Source organism: Pseudomonas sp. LW8, assembly GCF_041956865.1.
Taxonomy (GTDB): domain Bacteria; phylum Pseudomonadota; class Gammaproteobacteria; order Pseudomonadales; family Pseudomonadaceae; genus Aquipseudomonas; species Aquipseudomonas siliginis.
Genome location: NZ_CP168138.1, coordinates 5330343 through 5342075, shown reverse-complemented (window position 1 = coordinate 5342075; position 11733 = coordinate 5330343). Strand labels below are relative to the sequence as shown.

Below are 11733 nucleotides of genomic sequence, written 5' to 3'. Positions count from 1 at the left end.
TTTTTCCTACGTGTTTTCCGGAGTTCGCTGAATGTCTGTCGGTTGGCTGCGCGCCTGTGCGCTGGTGATGTTGGGGCTGTTCAGCGTTACGGCGCTGGCCAAGGATAAAACCGCGATCGTGATCGGCGGCGGCCTGTCGGGTCTGACCGCTGCTTACGAACTGCAGAACAAAGGCTGGCAGGTCACCCTGCTGGAAGCCAAACCGAGCCTGGGCGGGCGCTCGGGCATGGCCACCAGCGAGTGGATCGGCAACGACAAGACTCAGCCGGTGCTGAACAAGTACGTGTCGACCTTCAAGCTCGGCACCACGCCGGCGCCGGAATTCGTCCGTACGCCGGGTTATCTGATCGACGGCGATTATTTCTCCGCCGCTGATCTGGCCACCAAACAGCCAGCCACCGCCGATGCGCTCAAGCGCTACCAGAAAACCCTCGACGATCTGGCGCGCTCGATCGACGACCCGCAGAACCCGGCGGCGACCGCCACCCTGCATGCACTGGACCAGATCACCGTATCGAGCTGGCTCGACAAGCAGAACCTGCCGGCCACCGCGCGTCAGTTGATCAACCAGGACATTCGCACCCACTACGACGAACCTTCGCGTCTGTCGCTGCTGTATTTCGCTCAGCAGAACCGCGTCTATCGCGGCGTTTCCGACCGCGACCTGCGCGCCTCGCGTCTGGTCGGCGGCAGCCAGGTCCTGGCCCAGGCCTTCGTCAAACAGATCAAGACCATCAAGACCAGCTCGCCGGTCTCGGCCATCATCCAGGACAAGGACGGTGTGACCGTCAAAGTCGGCAGCGTCGGCTATCAGGCCGACTACGTTGTCCTGGCGGTACCGCTGCGCGCGCTGAACAAGATCGCCCTGACCCCGGCGCTGGATGCCCAGCATCTGGCGGCGATCAAAGGCACCAACTACGGCTGGCGCGACCAGATCATGCTGAAGTTCAAGACGCCAGTGTGGGAAAGCAAATCGCGCATGTCCGGCGAGATCTACAGCAATACCGGTCTGGGCATGCTCTGGATCGAACCGGCACTGAAGGGCGGCGCCAACGTGGTGATCAACCTGTCCGGCGATAACGCCCGTGTGATGCAGGCGTTCGGCGACAAGCAGATGGTCGATCAGGTGCTGATCCGTCTGCACGCGTTTTACCCACAGGCCCGTGGCTCGTTCACCGGTTATGAAATCCGTCGCTACAGCACCGATCCGTCGATGGGCGGCGCCTACCTGGCTTACGGCCCGGGGCAGATCAGCAAGTTCTGGCGCCTGTGGGAACGTCCGCTGCAACGCGTAGCGTTTGCCGGTGAACACACCGACACCTTGTACCCGGGCACTCTGGAAGGCGCACTGCGCACCGGCCAGCGCGCGGCCAGCCAGGTTGAAGATCTGGCGGCAGGCAAGTCGTTCGAACCGGCCAAAGTGGTTCCGGCTGCAGCTGCGGCAGGCGCGGCGGGTGCGGTAGCGGCGAAGAAGGGCAACTTCTTCAGCAACCTGTTCGGCGGTTCGGATGACGAGAAGAAGCCAGAGCCTGTGAAAGCGCCAGAGCCAGCACCTGCTCCGGCCGCTCCAGCGCCTGCACCGACCCCGGCACCTGCGCCAGCGCCGGTGGAAGCACCGAAGCCAGCGGCCCCGGTAAAAGCCGAGCCGGCGAAAAAAGCAGCGGCCAAGCCAGCGGCGAAGAAACCGGCGGCAAAAACCGAAACGAAAAAGCCGGCGGCCAAACCGGCGGCGAAGAAGGCTGAACCGGCGAAGAAGCCAGCGGCCAAGCCTGCTGCAACGACCGAGACCAAGGCGCAGTAAGGCTTTGTTCACATGAAAACGCGGCCCTCGGGTCGCGTTTTTTTTTGCCCTGCGTTTCAGTCCTTCGTCATCCGGTTACGGGACTTACCGGCGTACCGGAGCCTTCCCACAAGATGCTCGGAATGAGGTGATAGCGGCTGCCAGCGCGCCAATTTTATGCTGGAAAAAATTGGAGGCATGCTATGAAAACGCTTATCGCGATACTGGTTTTGATTGCACTTTCCGGATGTAGCAACGGGCAATTTTTCCCCGGCGGCTATGGTTCTGAACTGGCGCACAAGTGCCACATAGACCCCTACAGTGCCGAATGCCTGCAACCGCCGGCAGTACTCCATAACTGATCGGCCATGAATGGCTGGTCAGTCAAAACTCCCACTTGAAGAATTCTGTCCCGTTCGGCAGTTTCCTCAGCCACTTTTGCTTGGGTTTGCGCAGGCGCCCGGGAATGAAACCGAAACGCGCCCAGCGCAGACTGCCCGTGCGCTGGTCGTAAATCACCAGGTTTCCATCGTCCTGCACAGTCATGTATGTGTTGTACCAAAGCGACTTGTCGGTGCTGTGCGTGCTTTCCGCGATCCATAATCGTCGCCTGGAGGGGTCATAAAGAAAGCCGCTGTTGCTGATCACAAACTGCAGCGGCTCGCGCATCTTCTTCGGGTGCAAAGTTGCGCTGTAAGGTTGATTGGCGTCGGCGATCCAGATGATCGCCTCACCGTCCTTGAGCACGAGGTTCCCGTCGCTTTGCAGCATCAGACGAAATCGACCGTTCTCGGATTGCAGGAATTGGCCCGCAGACATCGTTTGATTGGGCGGCAGTACAGACGAACCACTTGCTTGAAAGGGCGTATATCGCAGAGCCATGTTTTCGTGCCTGTTTGAATAATGAAAAGAAGCATCATTCGAGCAGGTTTGAATTGCGCATCAGCGGTACATAGTTATCAGGGTCGAGTTTCGCCGTATGCGTGTGCAGAGATGACGATGGTCAATGCAGCCCCCGTCATTTGTACAAGCGCTCTACGCAGGAATCGCCTTTAATCCTTCCTTAACACCCCGCTCGCAGACTCTTGATCGTATTTATCGATATTTCAAAGCAAAATTTTCCGCTTTAATTCGATAGATAACTCGCTAGTCTTGGTTCGCAGTTCTCACAGGATTTGGGCAATGCAGCTACGTAACTCTTCTTCGCGCTATGGTTGGGTCAGCATCTTCATGCACTGGGGCGTGGCGCTGGCGGTCTTCGGGCTGTTTGCACTGGGTCTGTGGATGGTTGGGCTGGATTACTACAGCACTTGGCGCAAAGACGCGCCGGATCTGCACAAGAGCATCGGTCTGGTGCTGCTTGGTGTGATGGTGTTGCGGGTGCTGTGGCGCTTCATCAGCCCACCGCCGCCAACGCTGCAAAGCTACAGCCGCATGACCCGTATCGGCGCTAAGTTCGGCCACGGGTTTCTGTATCTGGCGCTGTTCGCTGTGATGATTGCCGGTTACCTGATTTCCACCGCAGACGGTGTCGGGATCCCGGTGTTTGGCCTGTTTGAAGTCCCTGCTCTGCTCTCCGGACTACCGGATCAGGCAGATACCGCTGGGGTGATTCATCTGTGGCTGGCGTGGGCACTGGTAATTTTTTCCGGTCTCCATGCGTTGGCAGCATTGAAGCACCACTTTATCGATCGTGATGCGACCCTCACTCGAATGCTCGGTCGCAAAGCCTGAAATTCAACCTCGACTCAAAGGAAAAGAAAGCATGTTGAAAAAGACTCTGGCCGCTCTGGCAATCGGTTCGGCCGTGCTGTCCGCCAACGTAATGGCTGCTGACTATGTAGTAGACAAGGAAGGCCAGCACGCCTTCGTCGACTTCAAGATCAGCCACCTGGGCTACAGCTACATCACCGGTACCTTCAAGGACATCGACGGCAAGTTCAGCTTCGACGCTGCCAAGCCTGAAGACAGCAAGATCGAGTTCAACGTCAACACTGCCAGCGTGTTCACCAACCACGCCGAGCGCGACAAGCACATCGCCAGCGCTGACTTCCTCAACGCCAGCAAGTTCGGCAAGGCTACCTTCGTGTCCACCAGCGTCAAGTCCACCGGTGCCAACACCGCTGACGTGACCGGCGACCTGACCCTGCTGGGCGTGACCAAGCCGGTTGTCGTCAAGGCAACCTTCCTGGGCGAAGGCAAGGATCCATGGGGCGGCTACCGTGCCGGCTTCGAAGGCACCACCACCATCAAGCGCTCCGATTTCGGCAAGCAGAAAGACCTCGGTCCTAAGTCCGACGCGGTCGAGCTGTATGTTTCGTTTGAAGGTGTGAAAGCGAAATAACTTTCGCCGCCACATGAAAACGCCCCCGGTCGAAAGGTCGGGGGCGTTTTTTTTGTCATAACACGCTATTCCTTGTGGGAGCGAGCCTGCTCGCGAAAGCGGTGTGTCAATCGGCAAAGATTCAGCTGACCCGCCGCCTTCGCGAGCAGGCTCGCTCCCACAGGGGTATTGCGGTATGGCAGAGATAATCGAGGTAAAAAAATGCCCCGGCTCTTTCGAGTCGGGGCATTTTCATGGCGGGTTAAAACTCAGCGATTGCGGGTCAGCAGTGCTGGTTTCTCGCCACGCGGGCGGCTTGGCAGTTGATCGAGCTGCTCAGGCGTCGGGAAGCGGTCGGCTTTCGATTCCTTGTGCATGATCTTCGGCCCGTTGCTGCGCGGGTTCTGCACGGCCGGTTCGCTGCGAGGCTGATCGTCACGGGCCGGGCGGCGATTGCGCGGCGCGGATTCGTCGCGGCGACCCTGACCGTCACGCGGTGCGCCATTGCGCGGGCCGCTGCGTTTGGCCGGTGGTGTGCCGGTGCTCGAGCCGTTGCTGTTGCGCGGACCGTTCTGGCGACCCTGGGGCTGACCGCCACGGGGTGCGCCAGCGCCTTGCGCCGGTGCACCCGGACGACGGCCACGGCCGCCGGCAGGAGCGGCTTTCGGCACGTAGTCGACGCGGTTACCGAAGTTATCGATATCGTCGTCGAGGAACTCGTCCGGGGCACGGTCAGCTGCTGCACGCGGTGGCTGGCTCGGGCGCTGTTCGCGGCTCGGGGTGCCTTCGCGCGGTTTCTGCTGACGGGCAGGGCGCTCGCCACGTTCACCGGCCGGTTTTTCCTTGCCCTTGTCTTTGCCTTTGTCCTTGCGACCACCACCACCGCCGCCGCCATTCGGACCGTCGCCACGCGGGCCACGGGAATTGCGCGGGTTGCGGATGTCCGGACGCTCGCGGGCTTCCGGCTTCTCGGCTTCGATGGTGCTGGAGTCGAAGCCCATCAGATCGCCGTCGGCAATCTTCTGCTTGGTCATGCGCTCGATGCTTTTCAGCAGTTTTTCTTCGTCCGGCGCGACCAGCGAGATCGCCTCGCCCGAACGACCGGCGCGGCCGGTACGGCCGATACGGTGCACATAGTCTTCATCGACGTTCGGCAGCTCGAAGTTGACCACATGCGGCAACTGATCGATGTCCAGGCCACGGGCAGCGATGTCGGTGGCAACCAGAATGCGTACTTCGCCGGCCTTGAAGTCGGCCAGGGCTTTGGTGCGCGCGTTCTGGCTCTTGTTACCGTGGATTGCCACAGCCGGCAGGCCGTGTTTGTCCAGGTATTCAGCGAGACGGTTGGCGCCGTGCTTGGTGCGGGTAAAAACCAGTACCTGTTCCCACGCGCCGGCGGTGATCAGGTGCGCCAGCAGCGCACGCTTGTGGCTGGCCGGCAGGCGGAACACGCGTTGTTCGATGCGCTCGACCGTGGTGTTCGGCGGCGTGACTTCGATGCGTTCCGGGTTGTGCAGCAGCTTGCCGGCGAGGTCGGTGATGTCTTTGGAGAAGGTCGCCGAAAACAGCAGGTTCTGGCGCTTGGCCGGCAGACGCGCGAGGACTTTCTTCACGTCGTGGACAAAACCCATGTCGAGCATGCGGTCGGCTTCGTCGAGAACGAGAATTTCCACGTGGGACAGATCGACGCTGCCCTGGCCGGCGAGGTCGAGCAAGCGACCCGGGCAGGCGACGAGAACGTCGACGCCACGGGACATGGCCTGGACCTGCGGGTTCATGCCGACGCCGCCGAAGATGCAGGCGCTGACGAATTTCAGGTCACGGGCGTAGATCTTGAAGCTCTCGTGCACCTGGGCCGCGAGTTCGCGGGTCGGGGTCAGGACCAGCACGCGCGGTTGGCGCGGGCCGTGACGCTGGGATTTGTCCGGGTGACCGTTGGGGAACAACCGCTCCAGAATCGGGAGGGCGAAGCCGCCGGTTTTACCGGTACCTGTCTGAGCCGCCACCATCAGGTCGCGACCTTGCAACACGGCGGGAATGGCCCGCTGTTGCACCGGAGTAGGCTCGGTATAGCCCGCATCTTCGATGGCACGGACTAAAGCCTCGGAGAGACCGAGGGAAGCAAAGGACATGAGTAATCCTGTTTTAGTTAGGGCTTGGCCCAATGGGAGTCTTGCCTGGCGCGAATCACGTTTAAGAGGACGCAATCCCGTCCGGTCCAGCGGCGGTTCCGAAGGCACGTCAGGAGCGCTCGCGCGGGCTGGAAGCTGCGCTGTAGCGGGTCGAGAGGCCTGTTACGGTTCCGGGCGTCCGGGCGTGAGCCTGGCGGGAACGCCGGAGTATAACAGAGCAATCACTGCGCGCTGCTTTCCTGCTGCTCAACGGTTTCGCCGCTGGCCGTAGCCGAGCGCAGTGATGCGCTATCAACAGGCGCGGCACCGTAGCGCGCGCTGAGCTCGGCGTAGGCCGGTTCGCGCTTGAAACGCTTGAGCTCGGCACCGAAACGCTGCACCAGCAAATCCATGCCGGCATTGCGCCGAACTGCAAGAAACTGGCTCTGGCGACTGATAACCGTCGGGTTTTCCGTGATCAGATCGCGAATATCCAGTTCATCGAGCAAATGCTGACCGACGCGGCGATCGGTAATCAACAGGTCGATGCGTCCGCGCACCAGTTTGCCGAAATTGGCTTCATGGGTTGGCGCCGGCTCACGGGTAAACAGGTCCGACTGGCTGAAGTCAGGGCTGTACAGATAACCCGGCGAGGTGCCGATGGTCAGGCCTTTGAGTTGTTCGAGGGTGTTGAATGGATGCGGCCGCTCGTTGGCGTAGAACATCACGAATTCGACGTCGGACAGCGGTTCGCTGGGGTAGAGCAGAGTGGCGTCGCGTTCGGCGCTGTGAAAGATGTCCAGCGCACCGTCGGCTTGACCGGTCTCGAGCATCGACAGGCAGCGCTTCCACGGCAGGAACTGCCATTCCACTTCAATGCCCAGGCGCTGGAACACGATGGCGGTGGTTTCGTAGTCAAGACCGAGGTTTTTACCACCCTGTTCGTAGACGTAAGGCGCCCACGGCTCGGTGACAATACGCAACTTCTCCCCCCGAGCGGCGACGCTCAGGCAAGTCAGAAGAATAACGCTCAGCAGTTGGGCAATAAGGGGCATGGCCTGAGGTTAGTACGCGAAACGCCTGATGAGAAGCTCTGGCATGCATGTTTCGCGCAGACCCCGGGCGCAATGGCCGCGATGGCCTTATTTGCTTGCGGTTTTCAGCAGGTGTTGGTGGACCTTCGCGTGACGCGAACCAAGGATCCGCTTGACCAGGCCGCGACTGAACCAGTCCCTGAGCAAGTGCCTGCAAACCGGCTTGCCGATGCGTTGCTGCTGGTTTTCCAGCGCCTTGTCCCACCAGACCGCTGCACACGCCTGATCGAACTCGTTGGGATGTTCATAGCAGCCGTAAAGGATTTCGCGAATGAACTGACGCAGATGTGCCGGCAGCAGCAACGTGACGAGCTTGTAGAACATCCGCTGCAGTCGCGGTGGTCGAGGCAGTTGCGGTGATACACGTCGGGTGTCGTCCAGTGCAGCCTCGCCGGTCGGGTTGTCGCCATGTTTGGCGACCCAGGCCTGAACCTTGGCCCTGAACAGGTGCTTGCGGCTCCAGTAATGGTGAATCAGATCAGGGCACTTGTTGACGTCCAGCGTGCGGTAGGCGGCCACTGACAGGCAGAACTCTTCGAGGGTGTAGGCGCCCTGTGCCGACGGGAACAGCTCATCGATCAAAGCGATGGAGCGGTCGAGCACGTGAGCGTCCTGGCGGTGCAAGCCGATGACGCCGGAGTTGAGCAGGCGCATGTGATCGTCAGTCAGACCTTTGTCCAGCAGTGTGGCCGACAGCGTGCGGTAGAGCAGGCTCATCTTGTTGTCGCCATAGCGGGCGTAGTAGTCATTGCACAGCAGGGTGCCGGGCTGTACCCGCTCGAACAGTTTGAGCGGCGAGCAGTGGAAGAACGTGTCAGTGTCGATCAACAGCGCCGTTTCATGCTCTTCAAGTACCGAGCGCAAAGCGACATGTTTGATGCGGAAATGATAACCGTGGGGCTCGCTCCATTTCTGGCGCGTTTCGGCGTCCAGCGGGCGAACGCGTACGGGGAGATGTGCATAGGGTTGCGGATTGTCGCTGAAGACCTGGATATCGATCGGGGCATCCGGTGTCTCGCGCAACCACGCCAGAGCACTGGCGATGCTGAAAACAGCTTCCTGATGGTAAGTCTCGGCACCGAAAACCAGATAGACCAGTTGAGGGCGTGTTTTTGTTTGCGCGCAGATCATCGACGACAATATTCCATTTGTGCTTTTCAGTGAAAAGGCCCGGTGAGGGCCTTTTTTATCGCATGGAAAACCTTCAGCGCGGCAGCTTGAGGTTGTTCCAGATCGCCAGGCTAGGTTCGGCCTGGTTCATCGAGTAGAAGTGCAGCCCCGGTGCGCCGCCCTGCAGCAGGCGTTCGCACATTTCGCTGACGACTTGTTCGCCAAAGCTTTGAATGCTTCGCGTGTCGTCGCCGTAGGCTTCCAGTTGCTTGCGGATCCAGCGCGGGATTTCCGCACCGCAGGCATCGGAGAAGCGCGCGAGTTTGCTGTAGTTGGTGATTGGCATGATCCCCGGCACGATCGGCAGATCCACGCCCAGCGCCTGCAAACGGTCGACGAAGTAGAAGTAGCTGTCGGCGTTGAAGAAGTACTGGGTGATCGCGCTGTCGGCACCGGCCTTTGCCTTGCGCACGAAGTTGGCGAGATCGTCTTCGTAGTTGCGTGCTTGCGGATGCATCTCCGGGTAAGCCGCGACTTCGATGTGGAAATGATCGGCGGTTTCTTCACGAATGAATTCCACCAGCTCATTGGCGTGACGCAGCTCACCGCTGGTCATGCCCATGCCGGACGGCAGGTCGCCACGCAGGGCAACGATGCGCTTGATGCCGGCAGCTTTGTATTCGTTCAGCAGGCCGCGCAGGTCGTCCTTGCTGTCACCGACGCACGACAGGTGCGGTGCGGCGGGTACTTTGACTTCGCTTTCCAGTTGCAACACGGTGTTGAGCGTGCGATCACGGGTCGAACCGCCAGCGCCGTAGGTGCAGGAAAAGAAATCAGGATTGTAGGTGGCCAACTGACGGGCAGTGGCAAGCAGCTTTTCTTGCCCGGCATCGGTCTTGGTCGGGAAAAACTCGAAGCTGTAGCGACGGTCTTGGGACATGGTCATACCCTTGGAAACAAGTACCTTCGAGACGCTGCAATCCCGTGTGGGAGCGAGCCTGCTCGCGAAAGAGCTGGGTCAGACAACACGGATGTTGAATGATAAGCCGCCTTCGCGAGCAAGCTCGCTCCCACAGGGAGAGCGAGCATTCAGCGCCTGTTAGTAACGGTAGGCGTGCGGCTTGAACGGGCCTTCGACGGTGACGCCGATGTAGTCAGCCTGTTGCTTGGTCAGTTGGGTGACCACGCCGCCGAAGCCGCGAACCATTTCCAGGGCCACTTCTTCGTCGAGTTTCTTCGGCAGCACTTCAACGGTCAGACGCTCGGCTTTCTGCGCTGGCGACAGGTCGGCGTACTTCTGGCCGAACAGGAAGATCTGTGCCAGAACCTGGTTGGCGAACGAACCGTCCATGATGCGGCTCGGGTGACCGGTGGCGTTGCCCAGGTTCACCAGACGGCCTTCGGCCAGCAGGATCAGGTAATCGTCGTTCTGTGGATCGAAGCTGCCGGCACCGGTGCGGTGAACCTTGTGCACCTGTGGCTTCACTTCTTCCCATGCCCAGTTCTTGCGCATGAAAGCGGTGTCGATTTCGTTGTCGAAGTGACCGATGTTGCAGACCACGGCGCGCTTCTTCAGCGCTTTGAGCATGTTCGCGTCGCAAACATTGACGTTACCGGTGGTGGTCACGATCAGGTCGATCTTGCCCAGCAGCGCTTTGTCGATGCTTGCTTCGGTGCCGTTGTTGATACCGTCGATGAACGGCGAAACCAGTTCAAAACCGTCCATGCACGCCTGCATGGCGCAGATCGGGTCAACTTCGGAAACCTTAACGATCATGCCTTCCTGACGCAGGGACTGGGCCGAGCCCTTGCCCACGTCACCGTAACCGATGACCAGCGCTTGCTTGCCGGACAGCAGGTGGTCGGTGCCGCGCTTGATCGCATCGTTCAGGCTGTGACGGCAGCCGTACTTGTTGTCGTTCTTGGACTTGGTCACCGAGTCGTTGACGTTGATCGCCGGGATCTTCAGCTCGCCCTTGGCCAGCATGTCCAGCAGACGGTGTACGCCAGTGGTGGTTTCTTCGGTCACGCCGTGAACGCGATCCAGCACTTGCGGGTATTTCTTGTGCAGCAGCTCGGTCAGGTCGCCGCCGTCGTCGAGGATCATGTTGGCGTCCCATGGCTGGCCATCCTTGAGGATGGTCTGCTCCAGGCACCACTCGTACTCTTCTTCAGTCTCGCCTTTCCAGGCGAACACCGGGATACCGGCGGCAGCGATAGCGGCAGCGGCCTGATCCTGAGTGGAGAAAATGTTGCAGGACGACCAGCGTACTTCGGCACCCAGGGCAACCAGGGTTTCGATCAGCACGGCGGTCTGAATGGTCATGTGGATGCAGCCGAGGATTTTCGCGCCCTTGAGCGGCTGTTCGGCAGCGTATTTGCGGCGCAGACCCATCAGGGCAGGCATTTCCGATTCGGCGATGATGGTTTCGCGACGGCCCCAGGCAGCCAGGGACATGTCGGCAACTTTGTAATCGGTAAAATCGGCAGGCGTGTTGACAGCGCTCATGAAGAGCCTCCATTCGTAATGTATGCGAATGGGCGCCGTTGTGCGTTTAGTGTCCGGCGTGAGCCGGTCAACGCCCCATCCGAGCCTGACAGGTCGAACCTGCTGCAGCGCCCCTCGGACAGGTGGCGGGAAAACGGTAGCCAATGAACGTTACCGTTTTTTGAAACGGGGGCGATTATAGCCGCCCGGGCTGATCTTCCAAAGGGTTTCTGTCGGCCAGATGAAGATCGCCAATGGCGACCATAGTCGCAGCTGCCTGGAGCCTGACTGAGCAGTCTGCCAAGATGGGCGCATCTTTCGGCAAGCGCTCAGGAGTGAACATGAATTTCCACACCCGCAAATGGGTTAAACCTGAAGACCTCAACCCCAACGGCACCCTGTTCGGCGGCAGCCTGCTGCGCTGGATCGATGAAGAAGCGGCGATCTACGCCATCGTGCAACTGGGCAACCAGCGCGTGGTGACCAAGTACATCTCGGAAATCAACTTCGTCAGCGCCTCGCGCCAGGGCGACATCATCGAACTGGGCATCACCGCCACCGAATTCGGCCGCACCTCGATCACCCTGACCTGCGAAGTGCGCAACAAGATCACCCGCAAGAGCATCCTGACCGTTGAGAAAATGGTGTTCGTCAATCTCGGCGAAGACGGCCTGCCGGCGCCGCACGGGCGTACCGAGATCAAATATGTGAAAGACCAGTTCAAGGATGACGAAGCCGTTCAATAAGATCGGCGGCGCATTCTTCGCGAGCAGGCTCGCTCCCACAGGTACAGCGTGATCCTTGTGGGAGCAAGCCTGCTCGCGAAA

10 protein-coding genes and 1 riboswitch are annotated in these 11733 nt (G+C 60.0%); of the genes, 4 read left to right on the top strand and 6 right to left on the bottom strand.

What is annotated here, in order from left to right:
• Window positions 1-31: 31 nt before the first annotated feature.
• The gene (locus AB9L16_RS24205) at window positions 32-1801 is read left to right on the top strand and encodes a flavin monoamine oxidase family protein (protein WP_236167701.1); all 1770 of its coding nucleotides are present in this window, start codon (window positions 32-34) and stop codon (window positions 1799-1801) included.
• A 363-nt stretch (window positions 1802-2164) separates the two neighbouring features.
• Here the strand turns inward: AB9L16_RS24205 and AB9L16_RS24200 are convergent, their stop codons facing one another.
• Complete coding sequence (locus AB9L16_RS24200; RefSeq protein WP_252877040.1) at window positions 2165-2662, bottom strand: hypothetical protein; 498 nt, start codon at window positions 2660-2662, stop codon at window positions 2165-2167.
• A 300-nt stretch (window positions 2663-2962) separates the two neighbouring features.
• On the opposite strand from AB9L16_RS24200, the gene AB9L16_RS24195 reads away from it, so the two are divergent.
• Window positions 2963-3514: a cytochrome b gene (locus AB9L16_RS24195; RefSeq protein ID WP_041476792.1), complete on the top strand. Its 552-nt coding sequence runs from the start codon at window positions 2963-2965 to the stop codon at window positions 3512-3514.
• Between the two features lie 31 nt (window positions 3515-3545).
• Window positions 3546-4124, top strand: a complete 579-nt coding sequence (locus tag AB9L16_RS24190; protein WP_039757580.1) for a YceI family protein — start codon at window positions 3546-3548, stop codon at window positions 4122-4124.
• A gap of 248 nt (window positions 4125-4372) precedes the next feature.
• Here AB9L16_RS24190 and AB9L16_RS24185 read toward each other — a convergent pair whose 3' ends face one another.
• From AB9L16_RS24185 to ahcY, 5 genes are all read right to left on the bottom strand, one after another.
• Window positions 4373-6235 carry a DEAD/DEAH box helicase gene (locus AB9L16_RS24185; protein WP_016772767.1) on the bottom strand — a complete coding sequence of 621 codons (1863 nt, stop codon included), beginning with the start codon at window positions 6233-6235 and terminating at the stop codon, window positions 4373-4375.
• A gap of 221 nt (window positions 6236-6456) precedes the next feature.
• Window positions 6457-7269 carry an ABC transporter substrate-binding protein gene (locus AB9L16_RS24180; protein ID WP_041476791.1) on the bottom strand — a complete coding sequence of 271 codons (813 nt, stop codon included), beginning with the start codon at window positions 7267-7269 and terminating at the stop codon, window positions 6457-6459.
• 87 nt (window positions 7270-7356) lie between these two features.
• On the bottom strand, window positions 7357-8439 hold the full coding sequence (locus AB9L16_RS24175) for a hypothetical protein (protein ID WP_056786451.1): 1083 nt from the start codon (window positions 8437-8439) through the stop codon (window positions 7357-7359).
• Window positions 8440-8512: 73 nt separating this feature from the next.
• Window positions 8513-9358, bottom strand: coding sequence for a methylenetetrahydrofolate reductase [NAD(P)H] (gene metF / locus AB9L16_RS24170; protein ID WP_056786871.1), 846 nt, complete (start codon window positions 9356-9358; stop codon window positions 8513-8515).
• A 159-nt stretch (window positions 9359-9517) separates the two neighbouring features.
• Window positions 9518-10927: an adenosylhomocysteinase gene (gene ahcY, locus AB9L16_RS24165; protein WP_041476788.1), complete on the bottom strand. Its 1410-nt coding sequence runs from the start codon at window positions 10925-10927 to the stop codon at window positions 9518-9520.
• 23 nt (window positions 10928-10950) lie between these two features.
• Window positions 10951-11049: riboswitch (S-adenosyl-L-homocysteine riboswitch) on the bottom strand.
• A gap of 198 nt (window positions 11050-11247) precedes the next feature.
• Here ahcY and AB9L16_RS24160 point away from each other — a divergent pair.
• Window positions 11248-11652 (top strand): acyl-CoA thioesterase, encoded by a 405-nt coding sequence (locus AB9L16_RS24160; protein WP_016772772.1) that lies wholly within the window; start codon window positions 11248-11250, stop codon window positions 11650-11652.
• Window positions 11653-11733: the final 81 nt, after the last annotated feature.